Source organism: Fictibacillus sp. 23RED33, assembly GCF_015903925.1.
Classification (GTDB): Bacteria; Bacillota; Bacilli; order Bacillales; family Fictibacillaceae; genus Fictibacillus; species Fictibacillus phosphorivorans.
The window spans coordinates 56837-79812 of sequence record NZ_JACZDX010000004.1 but is presented as its reverse complement, the minus strand read 5'-3'; the positions used below and the strand labels follow the sequence as shown (position 1 = coordinate 79812).

Sequence of the window (22976 nt, the reverse complement as noted above, 5' to 3'; positions counted from 1 at the left end):
TTTATCCTTAGTTACAACGTTATTATTTATACTGAAGCTCTTGTCTTCAACTTCTTGTTTAGCAGTGTGAACGTCTGTTTTAAATTACTTTTAGGTACTGTAGAATAATTGTCACCTATGCTTACTTCAAAGAAACAGCTATTCTCACCATTCTCTCGAAGATGTCCTGTTAATCCAACTCCACTTTCACCATAAGTGTCTGCAAAAATGCGTTCCACTTCATTCTGTGGTGCTTGGACATGGACATGAAACATGTTTGAAACTGGCGTTATAGGGAGTGTACGTACACCTTCACACTCGTTATAGAGCGTTGCCAATTCCTTTGCACCCTCATAGTACTCTTCCATTTTTCCAACCCGCTGATCGAAATAAAAATCTGCGCTTAAGATATATGGATATAGACTGATCAAGTCACCGCCATGTCGTCTTTTCCAAACCTTTGATGTTTCAGTAAAGTCTTTTGGCCCAGCTAAGATTGCACCAGCAACTCCACCGATCCCTTTGTAAAAAGAAACATATACACTATCAAAAAGTGCACAAACTTCAGCTGCCGTCTTTTTATAATAGGGAAGTATTTCAAACAATCTTGCTCCGTCAAGATGCAGTTTAATTCCTTTTTCTCTGCAGTAATCAGAAATAGCTTGTAATTCTTCAAAACTCGGCAGCTGCCCCCCGATTTCTCGTTGAGGAAGTTCCAGTAGTAAACAAGAAACGTCCTCCATCATGTTGACAACGTCATCGAGCTTGATGATCTTATTAGCATCAGTAAGCAGCAAGGGTTCAATATGATGAAGTTCTTTCAAACCATCTTCTTCGTGAATCTCCAAGTGGCATAGTGGATGATACGCAACTTTTTGGATACCCTTTTCATCACACCAAATACGCATGGCGATCTGTTGAGCCATCGTCCCACTCGGGAAAAACACAGCAGATTCTTTTCCTAAATAATCAGCCATCTTTTCTTGAAAGCTATCAATGATGTGGCCACTGCCATACATATCACTTTCTTCCTGCCCGGTTTGATTTGAAAGAGAATCTAACAGAACAGAAATGTCTCTTTTTCCGTGTCCGGTTACTTGGTATTTTGCATTTTTGTAGGCGTCTAGTAATGTATTTTGGTTCTTCAACGTAACAAGCTCCCCTCTATTCGTTTATCCAGCTAATATCACCATTTAGCTCAATATCCTTAGGTACTTTTAAAAGAATAAAATCACGGCCGATCACAGAGTTACGATTTTCTTGACTAAAGTGTCCACCTTTAGAGAACTGGCTGTATGCAAAGCCTGGTGAAAACCTAGAGAAACTAACTGTCACTAAAGATGGGTTATTTACGGTTAGCTGTTGTCCGTTTAATAATAGCTCTGGTGGATGCAATTCTTCTGTGAAATCTACACCATCAATATAAGATTTTCCTATATAGTAAGACGCTTCAATCTCCCCATCATTTGCGCTTTTCCGCTCAGCAAAAACACTCATAATGCCTGTTTCCCCCTCTGTTAAAACAATGTCTAACGCCTTTTCACTAAATGGAAAAGACCACTTTTTCTTTTCAGAAAATGCTTTATCAAGGTCATCTAGATTTCCTGAATACAAATTGTTTACTGCCCTGTTTTGAGCGTTTTCTATTTTGTTCATTTCAGCTGCTGTAGCTACCTTTTGATCATTCTTGTGGTCTGGAAGGATGCTTAGTGAAATAACTGTAGCAATCGCTAGAATAAATGTATATCCGCCAAGGATCCAGCGAATTTTTCTTGTTCCTAAGCTTACTTTAGTGTTTGATCTCATGATTCCAATTCCAAATGCGACGATAATAAACACAATTAAAATTGGCAAGAAAGATATAATTATCATTTTCTTACCTCCATTCTGTTAGAAATCCCAAGGCTAGCTAGCAGTAAAAGGGACGAAACGAGAGCAATTTTACAAATGAACAGAATAAATGATGTTTCTTCTCCAAAAAACCTTGTTATATTTACAAATAATTCTGGATCGCCACCAACTCCATCCAAAATTAAGCCTCCAAACAAGATAGTAGGAATAATTAACAAGAAACCTTTATGAAGCTGAATTAAAATACCAACAAGATACCCTGCGCAAGCAAACAGAAAAATATAAAGAATGGAAGTAATCATCCCCATGACTAATTCAGTAAACGATAATGAATCAACGATGATTGAATAATTATCTTTGAAGTAAAACGCTAAGATTTGAAAGAGATGAGTAGAAAGATATACCGTTATACCTGCAAAGATACTAGCTGAAATAAGGAATAGAATGTTAGAAACTTGGCTGATGGTACGGTTCGTGACAAAAGAAAAATCATCATAACGATACGCTCTCGTTGTTATGATGATGGCTGTTATAAACGCCCAAATCATCATAAAGACTAGGATTATATCACTCGTGTAATAGTAAAACTCATAGCTTAATGAATTCGAGGAACCACCACCCATGCCCGTTCCATTAAAAGAAAAAAGAATCGCTAGCAACTGGATCACGATTAACGATGTAAAAACACCAAAGTATGATTTTAGCTTATAGCGGTATTGTTTCTTCACGATGTCCCAAGCCTTAACCTCTGCTAAATACATGATCGATCCCACCCTTTGTTTTACTTGTTAGATAACTACAAATATCTTCTGCAGAAACTGGCGTGATTTCTAACCCTAACTGTCTAGCATCCTCTAATTCTTTTATTGAACGATCGTTTCTTATGACCGCATATGACATATATGCGCCGATCTCTTGCATGGAAATCGGTTCCATTTTTTCAGTCCACTTCTCCACATTAACCGTCTTTCCTCTCACGCCAATCGCGTACTCTTTTAGTTGATCGATGGGTAGGTGAAGACACTTTTCACCAGACTTAATGAGTAGTACCTCTTCTAACAGATCTTCTACTTCATCTAATAGATGGCTAGAAAGAATGATCGTTCTTGGATAGGCGATGTATTCTTTTAATAACGCTCGGTAAAAATCCTTACGTGTCGCAGAATCCATCCCGCTTGTTGGCTCATCCATGATCGTGAGTGGGCAGCGTGCCGCTAAGCCAACAATCATATTAAACGTGCTCTTCATTCCCTTTGACAGATTTCCATGATATTGATTAGGGTTAAAAGAAAAATAATCAAATAATTTCAATGCTAATTCGTGGTTCCAATTCGGATAAAAACTCCCCGCTGTTTCAAGCAGTTCTTTTAATGTTAGCCCTTGTGAAAAACTCATCTCGTTATCGATGAAGATTGTATTTGCCGAAACCTTTAGATTATTAAACGGATTTTCAGAGAATACTTGTATATCACCCGCAGAATGATGAAGATAACCAGCAATAATTTTTAATAACGTTGTTTTTCCCGCACCGTTCCTTCCAATCAAACCGGTAATCTTATTTTCCGCTATACGAAAGGTCATATTTTGGATTGCTTTCGATCGACCATATTGTTTAGTCAGATCATGACAAACGACAACATTCATGATTGCTCCTCCTTTATTCTTTGGTGCATATCCCTGATCATCGTTACAAGTTCTTCTTCTTCAACCTGCAACTGAATGGCTTCTTGGGCTAATTCGGTTACAAGTGAATGTAGCTTAGAACTCTTTCTTTTACCGAGGATAATTTTTCTTGCATCCGCCGCAACAAACATTCCTAATCCCCTTTTCTTATAAAGAACGTTATCGTCAGCCAGCAAATTGATGCCTTTACCGGCAGTAGCTGGATTCACATTAAACATTTCAGCTAGTTGATATTGCGAATATATTTTTTCATCTGCTGAAATCGATTCGTTCAAGATTTCGTTCTCGAGCCATTCTGAAATCTGAACATAAATCGGTTTCATACTATCAGCATTTAGCAGCAAATCTCCCTCACCTCCAACTTACCACTATAGTACATTACATATGTAATGTACTATAGATTTCCAATATATGCAATATGTTGTTTATGATGACATAAAAAAAGACACTCTCCTGTATATGGAGACTGTCTGATGGTCAGATTATTTATTTCCTCGCTGTATGATTTCTTCACTCATCATGGCATATAAATTTTCTACACCTTCATCGGTAGCTTCAAAACGAAATGCATCTTCTTCTTTAATACCAAGATTTTTAGCTTCAGCAATCACATCAATATTTGCACCCATAAAAATAAAATCCCAATTGTATTTCTCTTGCTGATGTTCAATAAGGTTCTTTACCTTTTCGTGTGTGAATTCGGAACTCGCGTTTTCCATTCCATCTGTCGTAATCACAAAGATCACTTTACCTGGTCTATCGTTTTCTTCAGTGCGTGATAGCCTGTAACCCACATCCAATATGGTTTTGCCTACAGCATCTAAAAGCGCTGTAGTTCCGCGTACATAATAGTCCTCGCTCGTTAGATGCGCCTGTTCTGCAGCTACACCATTCCATAGAATTTCATACTGATCATCAAATAAAACGGTCGTAAGAAGTGTTTTTCCCTTACGTTCAACTTGCCTTTTTATAAACGAGTTAAACCCTCCAATAGTATCCCTCTCCAGTCCTGACATCGAACCACTTCGATCAAGTAAAAATACGATTTCTGTTATTTTTCTGTTCATCCTTAACCATCTCCTAACATTTGTCATGCTATAATCATAGCTAGAAAGATTCAGCAAATGGTCGCCTGTGAAGCGACATTTTAGGAGTTGGTCGGGTATGCTTGATCAAAAGCTTTTATTAGAATTAGAAACTTACCTGAATAATTATTTCATAATGGAATTAGAAGTTTGTCGATCTCCTAAGATGATGGAGGAATGTTTAGAAGAAAGCAGTCTTCGTTTTGAGTTAGATGCGTTTATTCATCACAACAAAAAGCCAACGCTGCAAGAAAGGCTTTTTCAACTGATTGATGAAAAAGGTGTGACCGACGCAGATGTTTATAAGAAAGCCGGTTTAGATCGAAAGCACTTTTCTAAGATTCGCTCTAAATCAGATTACCGACCAAAGAAAAATACGATTCTTGCGCTGGCTCTTGGTTTGGAATTGGACGAAGATGATACAGAAGAGCTTCTGGAAAGTGCAGGATACTCACTATCTCACAGTGATACAAACGACTTAATCTTTAAATTTTTCATTAACAAAAAAATCTATGATATAGATGCTGTCAATGAGTACCTGGTGTATTTCAGCCTAAAACCGATTGGGAGTACCATATAAAAAGTGTTTTCGTATATATAGTTGCTCCCCAAAAGTAGTTGATTTCCGCTCCAGATTGCTCGCTTTCCATGGGGCGAACGGTGAGCCTCCTGTCTAGTTGCAGTGACTAGCCCCTCGAGGTCAAAAGTTAAACGGTCAAGAAGGCAAAGTACGCCTTCCAAGCCCATTTACCTTTTGCTTGTCGGGGCTGAACGAGTCACTTTCACTTTTCGTACTGCCGCTTTGCGCCCTTAGGAGTCTCCACCTGACCGCTCTTCCCATAGGAGTCGGCAAACCTTACTCTTCAATCAACTTGTATAGAAGAGTTAAAATCATTTTTAACAGCGACAACTTTTTAGAAAAAGCTTAAATAAAAGACAACTCACTTATGTGGAAGTTGTCTTTTTTCATAACGATTATTCAATAGCACCTGAAACATCATAGTTAGATATATCTAGTTCTGTAGACTTTCCTAATGCAATCTTCGCAAGTTCAGCTCCTAAGTATGGTCCACTTGTAAGCCCTGATGCACCGAGGCCGTTCGCGACCAAGATGTTATCAAAATTAGGAAGTGGCCCGATTACAGGTAAAAAACCTGGCGTGAACGGACGGAAGCCTACTCTCGTCTCAAGAAGTGATCCTTCTGCAAGACCAGGTGCGACAGCTAAGGCTTTTGAGAGTATGTCATGAATACCGCCTGCCGTAACTCGGTTATCAAAACCTGCCTCATCTTCATGTGTTGCTCCTACAACGACGCGATCATCAAAAGTAAGGATGTACTGATTTGTCGGCGGCATCACCACTGGCCAATCAGCTGTATCTGTTTTTGGCAAATCCAAGTGGATGATCTGTGCTTTTTGTGGCGTTACTTTAAAGTTGATTCCAAGTTGCTTTAAGATCTCATTCGACCATGCTCCTGCTGTTATGATAATTTGATCAGCGAGAATGGTTTGATCGTTAACAGAAACACCAGAAACCTTGTTTCCTTCATGAAGCAGGCTCGCATTTCCTTGGAGGATTTGCACTCCGTTTTTCTTAGCTCCGTTCAACAGAGCGTCACGCATCGCTCTTCCGTTTACACGAGCACCACCACTTACGAAGACCGATCCGAAATCATCGGATAAAGGCGGAAAGCGTTTCTTCGTTTCTTCAGGAGAAAGTATCGTGATCTCACCGATTTCCGGTGCATCTTCTCTACGTTTCAGAGCGCGTTCTGCCATTTTTGTAAGTTTTTCAGGATCTGCATGTAAACTCAGTGTACCTACCCGTTTGTAACCCGTATCCGTTTCACCGTCTTCCTCGAGCATCGTGATGAGTTCAGGATAATACCGCGCTCCGCCTTTTGCTAACTGATACCAAGCTTTGTTACGACGCTGAGATAGCCACGGACACACGATGCCAGCTGCTGCATCTGTCGCTTGTCCTTTATCTTTTCTATCGATTAATAGAACGTCTACATCAAATTTACTAAGATGATAAGCGGTAGACGCTCCTAAAATTCCGGACCCGATAACAATTATTTTTTTCATATTCCAACATCCCTACTATCCCGTTATATATGTATCTAACTATAGTATTTTCTTAAACAAAACTCAAAAAACCCTGACTTTTCATCAGGGCCTCCTCAGATGTTGATTACTTTATATTTTCATTTCCCAACGTTCTTTCTCCGTTTTCTTTAACTGTTCTTCTACTTCCTGTGGATGAACAGTTCGGAATTGGTGTTGCTCAGCAGGGATGATTTCAATCATTTTCTCGATCATGTCCTCTGGATCATATTGATTCTTCAGCTTCTCTTCTTGCTTCTTCATATCTTCTCTTCTTGTAAAATTCTTTTCGGGGTCATACCATTTGTATTTTTCTTCTGCACTTCGATCATTGAAGCCTGTTGCATAAGCACCTGGATTGATGGTTGCCACTTTTACACCGAACTCTTGAAGCTCAGCCTGCATCGTTTGAGCAATTCCTTCAATCGCATGCTTTGTTGCCGTATACGGGCCAACATATGGTGTCGCTGATATACCTGCCATAGAACTTAAAAAGATAATTTTCCCGCTACGCTTCTCGACGAATTTTTTCGCTGCTAGCTGAACGGATTCTAGCGTAGCAAATACGTTAACTTCAAATAGTGCACGAACGCGATCCATCGGAACTTCAGCTAATGCGCCTCCCTCATTGATCGCTGCATTTGCTACAAATATATCAAAGTCATATTTCACTATTTGTTTTAAATCTCGTTCATTTGTAATATCAAGTTTGAACACCTCAATATCAAGACCTAGATCCTTAGATTCTTCTAAAAGGGCTGTTTTTTGTGATGTCGTTTCAGTTGTGGCGATGATTGCGTGCCCTTTTTTAGCGAGTCCGATTGCGGCACCTTTTCCTAATCCACTTCCTGCGCCTGTTATAAATATAGTTTTACTCATTCAATCTGCCTCCCAGTCTTATGTCTACTCTATCTCTTCCCACACCTGTTGAAAGTAAACTTTGTTGTGTTTACAAAATAAAAAAGCAGGATCAGCTCCTGCTTTTTCTTATATCTTTTATTAAACTCCTGGGAACCAACCTGGTGCATTCAATACCGCGTTCCACAACGGATCTGGTACTACTAGTTCATCTTGCTTTGTTTTATCAAGTTTCGTTACGATTTCAGACTCTTTCCCTTGTTCGATCTTTTGTACCCAATCTGGATCGATGATTAATTCACGACCTAGAGCAATCAAAGGTACTCCTGATCCTAATGCTTTGATCGCATCATCTGCTGTATAGATTGAACCTACTCCCATAACAGGTACACGACCGCCCACTCTTTCGTTAATAATCTCAATGCGTGAACGTGTATCTTCAACTCCTCGTCTAGGTTCAGACCAGAAATCCATTACCGAAACGTGAAGATAATCTAATTTCTTAGCACTGAGTGCATCGACGAGCGCTAACGTATCAGCCATCGTAATTCCTGGTGTTTCAGGTTCTTCTGGTGAGAAACGGTAGCCTACGATGAATGAGTCATCTGCATATTCAGCTACTGCTTTTTTCACTGAATCTACAACCGCTAAAGGAAACGCCATACGTTTTTCTAATGAGCCGCCCCATTGGTCTTCACGGCGATTAGCGTGTGGCGAAAAGAACTGCTGAATCAGATAGCCGTTCGCACCGTGGATCTCAACACCGTCATAACCCGCTTCAATCGCTCGTCGAGTGGTTTCACCAAAATCACGAATGATAGAAGATACTTCTTCTGAAGTCAGTTCGCGTGGCACAGGTTTTCCTTCAGCTGAAGGAATATTGCTCGCACTTACAACATCTCCGTTCGGAACAAGCTCAGGCGGTACTTCACGACCACCATGAAAGATTTGTAGAATCGCTTTTGATCCTTTTGCTTTTATGGAAGAAGCTAAACGACGAAGACTCGAAATCATTTCATCCGTATCTCCAGCGAACTCTCCCGGAAATCCTTTACCGTTAGCCGTAACATTCGTACAAGCTGTAATCACCATTCCAACACCTTCAGAACGGCGCTCGTAGTAGCGAATTTCTTCATCTGTTACAGTTCCGTCTTCATTTGAAGAAAAGTTTGTCATCGGTGCCATGACAACACGGTTCTTAAGTTCAACTCCATTTTTAAAACGATAAGATTCAAACAATGGTACATATTTTTTATTCATCATGTTTGTCTTCCACCTCTTATTTTTATTGGGCTCTTCAAGTCGTTTTTGCTTTTATCTTTTTTCTTCCATGAAAGTTGATTGAAGTGCAAGATGCGAGACTCCTGGGGGATCAGAGGGACAGGTGAGACTCTTAACAGCGCAGAGCGCTAAGAGGCTCACCGCACTCCCCCCGGAAAGCGAGCATTCTGGAACGGAAATCAACCACATACATTACTAACTATGAAATAGCCCGAATTATAACTTTCTTTTTTAAAGTAACTATTATAATAATACCCTCTGTTTCCAAATGCAAAAAATACGCTTCTGGTTTAAAGAATAATTTAAAAAGGGAACAGTATACTTCTAAGAAATATAGACAATTGCTTACACGAATCCCACTACAACCCAGGAGGTAACGCATGAAAAAATCCAGTATTGCAGTCTTTGTCATCATCTTCGCTCTGTTCTATGTTTCCAGTTTTCTGTTTCCAATCGACCGCGAGTGGTATGATGCACTGAACAAGCCATCATGGACGCCGTCAGGACAAACAATTGGTATTATATGGGCTGTTTTGTTCTTTTTAATCGCACTATCAGCTACACTTATCTACAATCAATACGGTTTTAAACCAATCGGCTTTTGGATTTTATTCGCTGTCAACTATGTATTCAACCAAGCTTTCGGATATTTTCAATTTACACAAAAAGATTTGTTCGCAGCGAGCATCGACGCACTATTGATTGCAGTGACGACTTTACTTTTAGTCATTTATGCGAGTCGTTTAAGAAAAGTTTCAGGATGGCTGCTCATCCCTTATCTTCTCTGGAGTTCGTTTGCTACCTACTTGTCATGGACGATCTATAGCATGAATGCTTAAACAAAAAGAGAAAGAGATCTAACCTTTTCAAAAGGCTAGATCTCTTTTATTATGTTCCAGAAATCGCTACGTATTGATTCTGAAGAACAAACCGGTTGTTACTCCATCCTAGCGTATTGACTACATACCCTAGAGCGTCTGCGTTATATAACCCTGCGATCTTTTGATAAGCAGAAAGCTCGTAAACTGCGTCGGAATCAAAATCGATTGGATATAGACCGCTTAATGGATTTACAAAGCCGGTAATTGGTTTCTTTAGCTTTCCGTTCACATCATATATTTCATTTAAATACTCTTTGTCTCTCAGAGAGATATCAATGATATACGTTTTTCTATTACGCTTACTTACCACTCGAACTTTGTAGTTATTCTCGTAGATCACATCATATTCATAAGCAGCATTGTAAGCGTTGAAATTAAACATTTCTTGTGGTGTGTTCCCTATAAACGAGTACACATAATGGTACATGAATCCTCCGCTTCCACCCGAATTGATGCTGACCAACACATCTGAAACACCGTTACCTGTAAAATCTCCCAGAAACAAAGTTGGATTGTATCCAGCATTGTCAGAAAGAGGCACTCTTGTTTGTGAACCTGTTCTCCCATTCTTCACAAAAAGCGTAATGTTCTCAATAAATGGGCTGTCCTGACTCTTCGTACCTGTTAGGTATACATCATCTGGTACACGATCTCCAGTCACATCTCCCTTAGCAAACGCAACAACACTCGGAGTTACTCTATAATTGTAATGGTTATACATAACATGCTCCTTAGATATCGTTTACTAACATGTTATGGGCACCTGACGGGAATGACACAATCTTTATTCAACAAAAAAGCCCCGAGCCATATGAAGATCACGGAGACTGATTTATTGCTGATTCTGATAAACATCACTTTTAGAATGGAATCCATCACGAAAAATCGTTACTTCAAGATTCCCCTTATCAACCGCAATCGGTGATAATAAAACAGAAGGAACCTCCATTTTACCGTTGTTTATCTTTCGTTCTGTTTTTATCGTTTCGCCTTTTGCCATCTTCACTGCCAATTCTGCAGCTTTCTCTGATAAAGCCTGAATCGGTTTATATACCGTCATCACTTGAGTTCCACGCACGATCCGCTGCACGCCAGCAAGTTCGGCATCTTGTCCAGCTACCGGAATCTTCCCTGCGAGCCCTTGTGCTTCAAGCGCTTGTATGACACCACCCGCAGTAGCATCGTTTGCTGCAATTACCGCATGAATCTCATTGTTGTTAGCTTTCAACGCTGACTCCATATTTTTAAAAGCATTAGCAGGTGTCCAGTCTTTGGACCATTGATCGTACACGACCGTGATAACCCCTTTATCTATTAGAGGCTGCAGAACTCGGAATACGCCTTTTTTGAACAGATGAGCATTGTTATCCGTTTCAGCTCCTCCTATATACACGTACTTTCCATTCGGAACGAGCTTTGTTATCGCTCGAGCTTGAAGCTCGCCTACCTTTTCGTTGTCAAAAGATACGTACATATCAAGGTCTGCATTTTTGACTAGGCGGTCGTATGCCATCACCTTAATCCCTGCTGAATGTGCTTTTTTTACGATCGCCGCCATAGCTTCAGCGTTATGAGGAACAACGACAAGAAGGTCAACCTCATTTTGGATGAGTGTTTCAGCCTGTGCAATCTGCAAAGAATCATCACCGTTGGCCGCAAGTATCTCTACTTCTGCCCCAAGATTCTCTACGGCTTTTTTAAAGAGTTCTTTGTCTTTAAGCCACCGTTCTTCCAATAACGTATCCATGGAAAAACCGATTTTAATCTTTTCCTCTTCCGCTGTTTCACTGCCCACTTTTTCACTTTTAGAAGAAATCGCTTTTCCAAGTGTCTCATTACTCGTACTGTCTTTGTCGCATCCGGAAGCACATATCATGGCTATGAATAACAGGACGAGGCCTAAACGATTTATAATGTTTCTCATGAATGATACTCCTTTACGTCCTTCATCCTTTTTTCCCAAGAACAGTTCTACGGTATTCTGTAGGTGAAAGCGTAACCATTTTTTTGAACACTTTGCTGAAATAGTTAGGTTCGTGATATCCAACCTCAAACGTGATTTCTTTTAAGCTTTTTTCTGGATCTGCCATCAGTTTCTTCGCCTTTTCAATCCTGCATTCTGTCAAAAAATCAATATAGTTGATTCCTAGTTTTTCTTTAAACATCTTACTGATATAGATAGGACTCATACCCACTTTTCTTCCTAACGTCTCAAGAGAGATGTCTTCATGCGAATGCTTTACGATATATTGTTTGATTTGATGAATCGTATCGGCCTCAACCTGTTCATAATGTTCTTCGTATGAAGTCCGCATCTGTTTTAATAAATGTTCTGATTCAGAACGAAGCTGACGGTAATCTTGAGATTGATAGGAAAAGAAAGGCGTTTCTGTCTCCACTCCCATCTCGCTCATCACTCTTGCTGTGACCCAGAGCAATTCGAGAACACGCTGCTGCGTTTGGAGCAAATCCACCCCCTCATTCTCGCACCGTTTGATGAGATCCATTACTTTTTTCTGAACTTCAGTCCACTTTCCTAACCTAATCTCATCTAAGAACTGTTTTTCACGCTGTTTGGATTGAGGTTTGTCCTCTGTACTCCCAAGCACTGGAACATCATGATAAAAGCGATATTTAACAGGCAAGGAGGAATCCATCGTAGCAATAAGAGATTCTTGATAGGACTGCCGAACTTGATCTAGAGAATGACACACATTTCCGATTCCGATAAACCATCCATCGTCTGAATTTACTTTTTGCAGTGAGAGAATATCTTTTGCAAGCGAAATGGCTTGAGAACGGAATGAACAGTCTGGTTTACGAAAAACGATAATAGGAAGCTGGTGGCCATACAATGCTCCAACCCACCCACTCGCCGATTTCCTAACCTTTTCTTTGATCAACGAATAAAGGTTTTCTCCCCCTTGTGGAAGTAGAATACTCATCACAAATGATTCATGAGTGGAAGAAATGTCGAGCATATCAACAAGCATATCCAGATGGACGTCATGTACATGATCAAACAACAGCTGTGTGACAACATCTGTTTCCACGAGCGGCAACGTACTTTCCAAAACCTTGAGAGATCTGCGTTCTTCTGCAATTTCCATTAAGACTTTCCCGACCGTTTCCTCAATCTCGCTCACTCTGCTTGGCTTCAATAAATAATCCTTCACCCCTAGTTTGATCGCCTGACGAGCATAATCAAACATATCAAAAGCTGTAATCATCACAAATTTAATAAAAGGATTCGTGGATGTAATCTGCTGAATCGCTTCTAGTCCGTTCATTCCTGGCATCTGAATGTCCATCATCACTAAGTCAGGCTTTAATTCCGCCGCAACTTGTACAGCGACCTTCCCATTTTTCGCTTGATGAATCTCGAGATTAGGAAATGCCTTCTGCAGAATCACTTGTAGCCCTTCTCGTTCAATCTGCTCGTCATCAACGATCAAGAGTTTGAGCATGCTGTTCCATCCCCCTCTTCTTAGGAATTCTTATTAACACCCTCGTTCCTGCACCGATATCACTTTGAATATCCATCAAGTTTTCCATACCATAAAAAAGTCGGAGCCGTTTCACAACATTCGTAAACCCTATACCTGTTGAAGCACGATTCGTCTCGATCAGCTCACCGTTTAAAATCTGTCTCCTAATATTCTCAGGAATACCAGGGCCATCGTCCTCCACTTCAATCATCACCATGTTATCGTCATCTATAATTCGAAGCCAGATCTGTCCGCCATCTTCTCTTGGTTCAACTGCATAAATCACGGCGTTCTCAATTATGGGTTGCAGAGTCAAGCCAGGAAGTTGAACCTCTAAACAAGACTGATCAATATCGAGGTGCAACGTCAGCCGGTCAGTAAACCTTGCTTTTTGAATGTTCATATATTGCTGAATCACCATCACTTCATCTTGAAGCGTAACGGATTTATCCAACCACTTTAAGTTGTACCTCAAGAGACCAGCCACACTTACAAGTAAATCACTCGTTTCTTCTGATCCTTCCAAGTAAGCCTTTTTTGAGAGCGTATTCAGCGTATTAAATAAAAAGTGCGGATTGATCTGGCTTTGTAGATTCTTAAGCTGACTCTCTTGCAACAGAAGCTTGTTTTGCTGCAATTCATGCTCAAGCTGCGCCTTCTGCTGTATTTCCTGAAACAGATTATTAATATTGATGCGCATTCGGTTAAAGGTTTGAGCAAGAAATGAGATCTCATCATTCGATTCAACTTTGATCTCTTTATCAAACTTTCCCGCAGACAGCTCGTTCGCTGCACGTGTTAACTGCTGCACAGGTCTTGTGATACTTAAACTAAACCAATACGTAATTACGAGTAACACAAGCGTGATGAGAAGCATCAGCCAGATTCCTAATTTCTTAAACTCTGCAGACTGATCGATAATACCTCTATAAAATACGTCGTAAGTCCTTAGCTCTGTATCGATCAAGGTAAGGGTCATTTCTGAAATATATTTTGAGAGACGCGTCGCTTCGGTAAATTCTTTGTTTGAGGTCTCGGTGTCAGATTCTTCGTAGAACATAAGAGAGCGGTCTGTTGTTTCGATCAAACTATCAATAAGATTCATATAATTCATGAGTGCAAAATCATTTTCAGAGTTTCTTAGCTTTCCGATTTCCCCTTTCGCCTCGTTAAGTTTTACTTTGCTTAGATTGAGTTTATCTACATTTTCTTCAGAGGGCTCTAGCAAGTAATTATTGAGATCTGTCACCACTTGTTGACTGCTGCTTGTAACTTCATTCATGCTCAAGTATCGCTGCAGAATGTCATTGTATTGATTTTGCGTTTGTTGATTATAGTAGGTAAGCGCTATCCAAATAATAGCCATGATGATCAGAACGACTGATGCGAGCATCCATATTTTTTTCTGTATTCTGTTCATCTCTCATCCATCGCCTTTATCATTCGAATTTCACTGGAATAACCATCCGCATCAAGAGGAACGGTTTCGTTCTTCAGCCACTGCATCAAAACATCTACACTTTTTCTTCCCATCATCTCCGGTGACTGCTCAATCACACCATCCAACTTCTTTTGATTAAGTAATGTGATCGATTCAGATCCATCATCAAAAGAATAAATAAAATAGGGTTCTACCTGTCCTCGTCTACCAATCTCCTGAATCATGGCCCCAGCCGTATTAGCGTTCACGGCAATAAAGCCGTCCGCCTCGGGATACTGATTCAAAAGGTCTCTTGTTTTTGCAATAACTTGCTCTCTCGTCTCAGGTGTTTCTGCATAAACCGTCTTTACGTTAGGAAAGCTTTGAAGCACTTCTTTAATGCCTGAAAGCCGCTCTTCCTGATAATACTCCTTTTGGCTATCACTTAATAAAATGACTTGCCCTTCTTGCCCCATGTCAGACAACATGAGTTTTGCAATCATCATTCCTGCTAAGTGCTGATTTGAACCAACGTATGTTTTTCGGAGGCTTTCTGCTTTAGGCACGTCATTACCTACCGTAATAATAGGAATTCCATAAAACGCCGCTTTCACTTTCGTCAACTCTTTAAAACGTTCTGTATCAAGTCCTTGCACGATGATGCCATCTACTTTTGACTGAATAGCAATTTCAAGCTTCTTCAGAAAATCATCCTGGTTCTTGCCGTAGCTTCCCCAGACTTCAAGGCTTGCTCCACTTTCTTGAGCTTGTTGTTCCGCACCTATTCCAACCTTGTCCCAGAAAGGCGTATCTAACTCTTGAGTAATAAGAACAATACGAAAACGATCTTCTTTCTGAGAAGAAGCTGCAGGTAGTTTCCAATCAGATTGAAACGCTTTTTGTGCCGTTATAAACGTTAAATAACTGAGGAAGATACATATGAAACTTAGAAAGATTATCCCAGCTTTGCGCAAGTGAAGTATCCCCTTTTTTTCCGATAATTTACTAGTCTTATTTTATCATAAGAAACTTGATGCAAACGCTTACCTATTTTCCAATTATAGGTATATGCAAAACGTATAAGAGTTAAAAAAGTGAAGACATCTTTTATCCCGATGTCTCCACTTTTAACGAACTACGAGTTTAAGTTTTATCCTCTCTTTTTACGTGTCATCACATCAAACAATACTGCTGCAACTAACACGCCACCTCTAATCATGTACTGCATGGAAACCCCAACCCCAAGAAGGTTCATCCCGCTTGATAAGGAAGCCATAACAATGGCACCGATGATGGCACCCGTTACTTTTCCGACACCACCGGCTGACGATACACCACCCACGTATGCTGCTGCAATAGCATCAAGTTCGAATAGTGTTCCTGCTGTTGTCGTAGCCGATTGAAGACGCGAAGTAAAAAGAATACCAGAGAGTGCAGCAAGCATTCCCATAGAACCAAACACCATGTACGTAATTTTATTTACATTGATACCGCTGAGATGTGCAGCTTCTGGGTTACTTCCTACTGCGTAAATGTGACGTCCAAGTACTGTTTTCGTCGTTAAGAAATGATACGCTACAACGACAAGAAGCATAATAACAACGGTCCAAGAAAAGCCGTTATAACCTGCTAGGATCCAGGTTACATAGGCGATAATCGCTGAAACAAAAATGAGTTTAAACGTAAATATCCCTTTAGATACAACGTCGAACTGATATTTAATCTTGTTCCGACGAGTAGAAATTTCGCTATAAATGTACAGTAATATCGATAGTAGACCTAGAATTAAAGATAAAAGATGCAAGCCGTTTACGATCATAAGAGAAGGAATAAATCCGTTGCCGATCGCGTTAAACGCATCGTCTTTGATAATAATTGTTCCTGTTTTCTCCGTTACTTGTAAAAGCGCACCGCGGAAGATCAACATCCCCGCGAGCGTGGCTACGAACGAAGGAATGGCATATTTTGCGATCAACAAACCGTTAAACAGACCAATAAGTATTCCAAGCACCAGAATCACCGGAATTGTCACATAGATAGGCAGCCCCATCTTTGTTAAAAGAATGGCCGTGATCGCACCAAGAAATCCTGCTGCAAACCCGACAGATAGATCGATATGACGAATAACGATGACGAGGGTCATTCCGACTGCGAGTACAGCAATATAACCTGTTGAATCTAATAGATTACTAATATTACGTGATGACATGAACAGCCCATCCGTCATGATGGAGAAGGTAAGCATAATCACAAACAGCGCGATATACATCCCATAATCACGGATATTCTCTTTCACTAACATTCTTGCTTCATTAATAAATCCCATTGCGTTAACCCCCTATTGCGTTGCAAGCTGCATGATGTTTTCTTGATTGGCTTCTTCAATCGGCAGCTCGCCTTTCATTCTTCCTTCAGCCATGACGTAGACACGATCACTCATTCCCAGCACTTCACCAAGTTCAGAAGAAATCATGATAATACTCATACCCTCGCTAATTAACTGGTTCATAATCGTATAGATCTCAAATTTGGCACCTACATCGATACCACGAGTAGGCTCATCCAAAATCAATAGCTTTGGCCCAACGAACAACCACTTCCCGAGTGATACCTTCTGCTGATTTCCTCCACTCAAGTTACCGACCGTTTGCTCTAGTGAGGATGCTTTAATATACATGGACCTCTTGTATTCTGTTGCTCTTTTTACCTCTTCATTCTCGTTGATGATGCCCTTATCAGCGACTTCGTTAAGATTGGCCGCCGTTATGTTGTTCTTAATATCTTGAATGAGGAACAGTCCGTCACCTTTTCGGTCTTCTGTTACATAAGCGATGCCTGACTTAATCGCGTCACTCGTATGCTTGAACGTTTTTTCCACACCTAATACTTTTAGTTGACCTTCTAGTTTATAATTTTTCGGATTTCCAAACACACTTAGTGCAAGTTCTGTTCGTCCTGAGCCCATAAGCCCAGCGATTCCGACGATTTCCCCTTTTTTTACATGAAAGTCGATGTCTCTTAACACATGTCTGCCAAGCTCGGTACTATAAGCAGACCAATCATTCAGTTCGAGTATTGTTTCACCGATCTTTTTATCTGGTCTCTTCGGATAAATATCATCAATATCCCGTCCGACCATATTTTTAATGATCATGTTCTCTGATATTTCTCCTTTAGAAGCATCGAGCGTACAGATTGTTTTGCCATCACGCAGGACCGTCGCTTGATCAGCAATCGATATGACTTCTTTTAGCTTGTGTGAAATCATAATACTCGTGATGCCCTGTTTCTTAAGCTCACCTAGGAGTTTTAACAAATTCTCGCTGTCATCCTCATTCAGTGCGGCAGTCGGTTCATCCAAAATAAGCAACTTAACGTCCTTACTTAACGCTTTGGCGATCTCGACCAACTGCTGCTTTCCTACACTCAAGTCCTTCACAAGTGTTTCAGGATTAACATCGAGCCCCACCCGTTTCAGCATTTTCTTTGCTTCAGCAATCGTCTGATTCCAGTCCACCAAGTTTCCACGTTTAACTTCGTTTCCAACAAAAATATTTTCATAAACCGTGAGATCCGGAAATAAAGCTAACTCCTGATAGATGATAACGATGCCGGTTTGAACACTGTCACTAATCTTATTGAACTGCTGAACACTTTCTTCAAACACGATGTCTCCTTCATACGTTCCATAAGGATAAACCCCACTTAGCACTTTCATCAGCGTGGATTTCCCTGCTCCGTTCTCCCCGATCAAACAGTGTATCTCGCCTTTTCTTACTTTAAAATTTACATTACTGAGCGCTTTCACTCCGGTAAACGATTTGGAGATCTCGTTCATCTCCAAAATATATCCGCTCATCATGATCCCTCCAATTAGCCACTCCACTGTCTTCATTGTGAAAAATAGTGATAGACGTAGAATCTATCACTATTTCTCGTCCTGCTATTTTCTTATTCAAGCCCTGTAAAATCGTCGGCTTTATAATAATCAGAATCAATTAGTTCTTTCTTAACGTTGTCTTTGTTTACAACGATTACGTTCGTTTGTTTTGCTTTTACTTCCACGTTTCCATTGTCGTATGAACCTGTTGTTTCTGGCTTCTTCTCATCAAGGATCTCAACTGCCATTCCCATTGCATCCTTAACAAGTGTACGAACATCCTTAAATACAGTCATCGATTGTTTGCCATCAATCACATATTGGATAGAAGCTTTCTCTGCATCCTGTCCTGTTACGAGGTAGCTAGAAACCGCGCTGTCTGATCCAAATACATCTGCGATCGAACGAGCTGTTCCATCGTTTGGAGCTAGAATCGCAACATCACCTTTCAAGTCTGCCATAGCAGCTGTCAAATGTGTTTGCGCTTTGTTCTTCGCTTCGTTTGCGTCCCAGTTCGTTGTTACTTGGCCGATGATCTTGCTCAGCTCATCGCGAGAAAGTTCAGCTTTATCTTTTAAAGCTTCAGCTTCACTAGAGTTAGCGATCTTGAATGTCCCATCAGCAATCTTAGGTTGAAGTACTTTCCAAGCTCCTTCAAAGAATAAAAATGCATTATTATCAGAAGCCGCTCCAGCATAAAGGTAAAGCGGTGTGTTAGATCCTTTAGCGTTGTCGATCAAGTATTGACCTTGTGCAGCACCTACTGCCAAGCTGTCAAACGTTACATAATAATCAACCGCGTCTGTATTCGTGATCAAACGGTCATACGCGATAACCGTGATGTCATCCTTTTTCGCTGCTTCTACTGCCGCAGCTGCTGCATCACCGTCTTGTGGACAGATGATAAGAACATCGATTCCTTTGTTGATCAATGTTTCAACGTTTTCTTTTTCTTTTGCAGAAGATCCTTGGCTGAACAGAATCTCAGTCGTGTAATCCGTTCCTTTTAAAGCATCCTTAAATCTTTGCTCGTCCTGCACCCATCTAGGCTCATCTTTCGTAGGTAAGACGATCCCCACGCTTACCTCACTATTGCTGTCACTGCAACCAGCTGCAACAAGCATAAGCATGACAACAGCAAGCATCAGAGATAGTAATTTACTTTTCTTCATCATTAGTTCCCCCTTTAAAAAGTACTTACAAGATAATTATAGCTACCGAAAAAGAGGGTATGAAAGCGCTATCATTAGCACTTTATTAACATCGTCTGTATTTTTTTAACTAAGGGGGTTTTTAACAGCCGCAAAAAAAGACAACGCCAATATACTAGCGTTGTCTTCACCATTATTATCTATTTCGCATTCTCATCAGGCTGATGAATGCCGAAAATATTGCCTTCTGTATCTATGTAGTATCCTTGCCAAGCCATTCCTGGCAGCGCGTACTTCGGCATCGCTACTTTTCCGCCTTGCTCCAAAATCTTGGCTTCTGTTTCATCATAGCTTTCAACACCCATCGTACATGCATATCCATTTAATGCTTGGTTCGGTTCAGGCGGCGGGCTCTGTCTTTGCATCAAAGCACCGTTGATCCCCATTTCTTTGTCGTCTCCAGTCACTGCACCGTAATAAGGCATTCCGGCAAATTCACTCCAATCTTGAAATGACCAGCCAAACACCTCACCGTAAAACTTCATTGCCCGCTCCATGTCATCCACATGAATTTCAAAATGCACTAATCTTCCCATGAGTAACCTCCTGATTTTTTTATAATAAAACCACTTATGTCATTCCATACACATCATAGTAAATCCTTTAAACGAGAAAATACGGCAACAAAAAGGCACCTTCAACGCTAAACAACGTCTCAGGTGCCATCTATTATGCTGCTTTTTGAATGTTAATTTCTTTTCCTTCTTTACGCCACTCTTTATACTCAGCAGCTGCTGTAAAGAGTACGTCTGTTGATGAATTTAATGCTGTTTCAAAAGAATCTTGTAAAACACCGATGATAAAGCCAACACCAACTACTTGCATCGCCACATCACCTGGGATGCCGAACAAACTACACGCTAGAGGGATCAATAATAACGATCCACCAGCAACCCCTGAAGCGCCACACGCGCATACAGCGGATAAAACACTTAGAAGAATAGCTGTTCCGAGATCAACCTGAATGTTTAGTGTATGAACCGCAGCAAGTGTTAAAACAGAAATCGTAACCGCAGCACCTGCCATATTGATCGTCGCCCCTAATGGGATGGATACAGAATAATTATCCTTGTCCAAACCAAGCTTCTCACATAACTTCATGTTAACAGGAATATTGGAAGCAGAGCTACGTGTGAAGAATGCTGTGATTCCACTTTCTTTCAAGCATTTGAAAACAAGCGGATAAGGATTTTGTCTGATTGCTGCGAAAACAATAAGTGGATTCACAACCAAGGCAACAAATAACATACAACCAATTAAAAGTCCTAACAACTTGCTATAACCCAATAATGATTCAATACCGTTTGACGTAATTGATTCAACGACTAGTCCCATGATTCCTAGAGGTGCTAACTTAATGACCCATGTTACCAATTTAGCTACAGCGTCCGAAACGTTTGAAATCATCGTTTTTGTCGTTTCCTGTGCACTTCTTAAAGCAAGTCCTAAAAGCACTGCCCATGCCAGGATACCGATATAATTCGCGTTAACCAAAGCGTTGAATGGATTATCAACAACGTTCATCAGCAGCGTTTTTAGTACTTCAGCAACACCACCCGGAGGGGTAACCCCTTCAGCTCCCTTACCAAGAGTCAGACCTACAGGGAAGATAAAACTTGCAATAACAGCTGTTAATCCAGCTAAGAATGTACCTATAAGATAAAATAAAATAATGGCTTTCATGTTCGTCTGATGGCCCGCTTTATGTTGCGCGATCGCCGACATAACCAAGAATAATACTAAAACAGGTGCGATTGCTTTTAGTGCACCTACAAATAAAGTGCCAAAAATAATAACAGGTTTTGCTGCTTGCGGAATCGTTACAGCTAGGATAATACCAACAATCAATCCTATAATGATCTGTTTAACAAGACTTAACTGATTCCACTTTTTCAGTATACGTTTCATAGATGTCATCACCAATCTAGTTAGAATTGTAAAGCTGTTTATCTGAATAAACCTGTACCAAGGACACCCCTTAAACTGATAGGACAATTGAAGTAGGACAAATATCATCCACCTGAAAAAGACAATTGTCTTTCTATTAAGTAGTATTATAGTAAGTATTTCGACTTATTACAATGTATTTAAAAAAGTTGTAATTCTTAGAATATTTTGATAAAAATTACGGACTTGTTTTAATAGAAATAACCCTCAGGATTAAGTTCCTGAGGGTTTCACTTTTTAGTAACGGTTTTATAAGGTTTTATAGATCAATACTGACCACTCCAAGCCAAATTAACTGTGACTAACACTAGAAAGGTTCGATGATGAGGGTGAACAAATAGTACTATTCAGATTCAATAACCCTTGCCACTCCATGTCCACACTCCTTACACTTGCCTTTTAGAACAACTCCAAATGAAGCATCTTCTATCGTAAAATTTTCAATCGTTGTGACGCCTGAACAATTCGTACAAAAAAGATTATTAATAAGCTGACTTCTAATCTCTTTAGGAATAGAAAGCCATCTTTTATTGGCTTCCATATTAAAACCTCTATTCTTCGTTTAAAAAAACAGATACACAAATGACATTCAACGAGCTAGCAGAATAATACATTCAAAACTAAAACAGTTTCCAATGTCCTTCAGAAATCACTTCAGTCTCACCATTAATTACTTTGATTGCGGTATCATCATCAATAGCATATGCTGGTCCAATAATCTCAGCAGCCCATTGTTCTGCTGCTGCCATGGTGTTTTCTGGCAGCATCTCGTGATTAACATGTGGAAAGATTGAAAAATCGACGAATCCAAGTGCTTGATCTTCACCGTTCGGTGGAGTCCAGCCAACGAAATCTTTCCCAATCCTAGGTGTTATCACCATACTACCTGCACTCATTCCCACATATACTGCACGAAGCGATGGTAATATCTCTGCTAGCCCCGACTGCTGCATCCAATGATACAGGTAAAGAGCGTCTCCGCCCGAAACTAAAAAGACGTCGGTCTCCTTTACGAGGGGTACCCAGCGTTCTTTGTCTATGCTTGGCAGCGCAGTAAGCTCGAGCACACCAACTGACTTCCAACCTAGGTTAACCATAGGATTTTCCTCTTTCCCGGTGATGAACTCCCACGCTTTCACGCCTGGTCCCACCCAGGGATGTCCGTACATGGCAGTAGGTATACAAAGGGCGTTGCAATCAGCAATTGGCTTGTCCAACATATTAACGAGCGCCTCATGTATGCTTTTGTTAATCACGCCTCCAGATGTGAGCAGTAATTTCATAACGTAACTCCTCCTTGCTTTTC

General features: G+C 40.4%; 23 protein-coding genes. 2 read left to right on the top strand and 21 right to left on the bottom strand.

Translation table 11 applies throughout. The features are described 5' to 3' along the window. Window positions 1-26: 26 nt before the first annotated feature. The 6 genes from IHV09_RS14910 to IHV09_RS14885 all read right to left on the bottom strand — a co-directional run bounded on the left by IHV09_RS14910 (window position 27) and on the right by IHV09_RS14885 (window position 4580). Complete coding sequence (locus tag IHV09_RS14910; protein WP_197264852.1) at window positions 27-1127, bottom strand: threonine aldolase family protein; 1101 nt, start codon at window positions 1125-1127, stop codon at window positions 27-29. Window positions 1128-1143: 16 nt separating this feature from the next. Continuing rightward, a complete protein-coding gene (locus tag IHV09_RS14905) occupies window positions 1144-1851 on the bottom strand; it encodes a hypothetical protein (RefSeq protein WP_197264851.1) in 708 nt (235 codons plus the stop codon). Beyond that, window positions 1848-2591 (bottom strand): hypothetical protein, encoded by a 744-nt coding sequence (locus IHV09_RS14900; RefSeq protein ID WP_197264850.1) that lies wholly within the window; start codon window positions 2589-2591, stop codon window positions 1848-1850. Before IHV09_RS14900 ends, IHV09_RS14905 begins: the two co-directional genes overlap by 4 nt. After that, a complete protein-coding gene (locus IHV09_RS14895) occupies window positions 2572-3474 on the bottom strand; it encodes an ABC transporter ATP-binding protein (RefSeq protein ID WP_197264849.1) in 903 nt (300 codons plus the stop codon). The genes IHV09_RS14900 and IHV09_RS14895 overlap by 20 nt, the downstream gene beginning before the upstream one ends. Continuing rightward, window positions 3471-3857, bottom strand: coding sequence for a GntR family transcriptional regulator (locus IHV09_RS14890; RefSeq protein WP_194270816.1), 387 nt, complete (start codon window positions 3855-3857; stop codon window positions 3471-3473). Before IHV09_RS14890 ends, IHV09_RS14895 begins: the two co-directional genes overlap by 4 nt. Before the next feature lie 138 nt (window positions 3858-3995). Next, entirely contained in the window at window positions 3996-4580 is a 585-nt protein-coding gene (locus IHV09_RS14885) for a vWA domain-containing protein (RefSeq protein WP_197264848.1), read from the bottom strand. A 97-nt stretch (window positions 4581-4677) separates the two neighbouring features. Between IHV09_RS14885 and IHV09_RS14880 the strand changes: the two genes are divergently transcribed. Then, window positions 4678-5178, top strand: coding sequence for a hypothetical protein (locus IHV09_RS14880; RefSeq protein ID WP_197264847.1), 501 nt, complete (start codon window positions 4678-4680; stop codon window positions 5176-5178). Between the two features lie 395 nt (window positions 5179-5573). Here IHV09_RS14880 and IHV09_RS14875 read toward each other — a convergent pair whose 3' ends face one another. The 3 genes from IHV09_RS14875 to IHV09_RS14865 form a co-directional block, all read right to left on the bottom strand. Continuing rightward, entirely contained in the window at window positions 5574-6686 is a 1113-nt protein-coding gene (locus tag IHV09_RS14875; protein WP_197264846.1) for an NAD(P)/FAD-dependent oxidoreductase, read from the bottom strand. 111 nt (window positions 6687-6797) lie between these two features. After that, window positions 6798-7583 carry an SDR family oxidoreductase gene (locus IHV09_RS14870; RefSeq protein ID WP_197264845.1) on the bottom strand — a complete coding sequence of 262 codons (786 nt, stop codon included), beginning with the start codon at window positions 7581-7583 and terminating at the stop codon, window positions 6798-6800. Window positions 7584-7703: 120 nt separating this feature from the next. Beyond that, window positions 7704-8825, bottom strand: coding sequence for an NADH-dependent flavin oxidoreductase (locus IHV09_RS14865; protein WP_197264844.1), 1122 nt, complete (start codon window positions 8823-8825; stop codon window positions 7704-7706). A gap of 398 nt (window positions 8826-9223) precedes the next feature. Between IHV09_RS14865 and IHV09_RS14860 the strand changes: the two genes are divergently transcribed. Continuing rightward, entirely contained in the window at window positions 9224-9682 is a 459-nt protein-coding gene (locus IHV09_RS14860) for a TspO/MBR family protein (protein WP_197191924.1), read from the top strand. A 49-nt stretch (window positions 9683-9731) separates the two neighbouring features. Here the strand turns inward: IHV09_RS14860 and IHV09_RS14855 are convergent, their stop codons facing one another. From IHV09_RS14855 to IHV09_RS14800, 12 genes are all read right to left on the bottom strand, one after another. Continuing rightward, window positions 9732-10445 (bottom strand): VCBS repeat-containing protein, encoded by a 714-nt coding sequence (locus tag IHV09_RS14855; RefSeq protein ID WP_197264843.1) that lies wholly within the window; start codon window positions 10443-10445, stop codon window positions 9732-9734. Window positions 10446-10556: 111 nt separating this feature from the next. Then, window positions 10557-11648, bottom strand: coding sequence for a D-xylose ABC transporter substrate-binding protein (xylF, locus tag IHV09_RS14850; RefSeq protein WP_197264842.1), 1092 nt, complete (start codon window positions 11646-11648; stop codon window positions 10557-10559). Window positions 11649-11670: 22 nt separating this feature from the next. Continuing rightward, the gene (locus IHV09_RS14845; protein WP_197264841.1) at window positions 11671-13191 is read right to left on the bottom strand and encodes a response regulator; all 1521 of its coding nucleotides are present in this window, start codon (window positions 13189-13191) and stop codon (window positions 11671-11673) included. Then, window positions 13169-14632, bottom strand: coding sequence for a sensor histidine kinase (locus IHV09_RS14840; RefSeq protein ID WP_197264840.1), 1464 nt, complete (start codon window positions 14630-14632; stop codon window positions 13169-13171). Before IHV09_RS14840 ends, IHV09_RS14845 begins: the two co-directional genes overlap by 23 nt. After that, window positions 14629-15606 carry a sugar ABC transporter substrate-binding protein gene (locus IHV09_RS14835; RefSeq protein WP_197264839.1) on the bottom strand — a complete coding sequence of 326 codons (978 nt, stop codon included), beginning with the start codon at window positions 15604-15606 and terminating at the stop codon, window positions 14629-14631. The genes IHV09_RS14840 and IHV09_RS14835 overlap by 4 nt, the downstream gene beginning before the upstream one ends. A 176-nt stretch (window positions 15607-15782) precedes the next feature. After that, window positions 15783-16958, bottom strand: coding sequence for a sugar ABC transporter permease (locus IHV09_RS14830; RefSeq protein WP_197264838.1), 1176 nt, complete (start codon window positions 16956-16958; stop codon window positions 15783-15785). Between the two features lie 12 nt (window positions 16959-16970). Next, the gene (locus tag IHV09_RS14825) at window positions 16971-18491 is read right to left on the bottom strand and encodes a sugar ABC transporter ATP-binding protein (RefSeq protein ID WP_197132307.1); all 1521 of its coding nucleotides are present in this window, start codon (window positions 18489-18491) and stop codon (window positions 16971-16973) included. 92 nt (window positions 18492-18583) lie between these two features. Next, a complete protein-coding gene (locus IHV09_RS14820) occupies window positions 18584-19687 on the bottom strand; it encodes a sugar ABC transporter substrate-binding protein (protein WP_197264837.1) in 1104 nt (367 codons plus the stop codon). A gap of 176 nt (window positions 19688-19863) precedes the next feature. Continuing rightward, window positions 19864-20259 (bottom strand): VOC family protein, encoded by a 396-nt coding sequence (locus IHV09_RS14815; RefSeq protein WP_197132305.1) that lies wholly within the window; start codon window positions 20257-20259, stop codon window positions 19864-19866. A 133-nt stretch (window positions 20260-20392) separates the two neighbouring features. Continuing rightward, the gene (sstT, locus tag IHV09_RS14810) at window positions 20393-21631 is read right to left on the bottom strand and encodes a serine/threonine transporter SstT (protein ID WP_197132302.1); all 1239 of its coding nucleotides are present in this window, start codon (window positions 21629-21631) and stop codon (window positions 20393-20395) included. 382 nt (window positions 21632-22013) lie between these two features. After that, window positions 22014-22211 (bottom strand): hypothetical protein, encoded by a 198-nt coding sequence (locus IHV09_RS14805; RefSeq protein ID WP_197191931.1) that lies wholly within the window; start codon window positions 22209-22211, stop codon window positions 22014-22016. A 79-nt stretch (window positions 22212-22290) separates the two neighbouring features. Then, a complete protein-coding gene (locus IHV09_RS14800; RefSeq protein WP_197264836.1) occupies window positions 22291-22953 on the bottom strand; it encodes a Type 1 glutamine amidotransferase-like domain-containing protein in 663 nt (220 codons plus the stop codon). Between the last annotated feature and the right edge of the window lie 23 nt (window positions 22954-22976).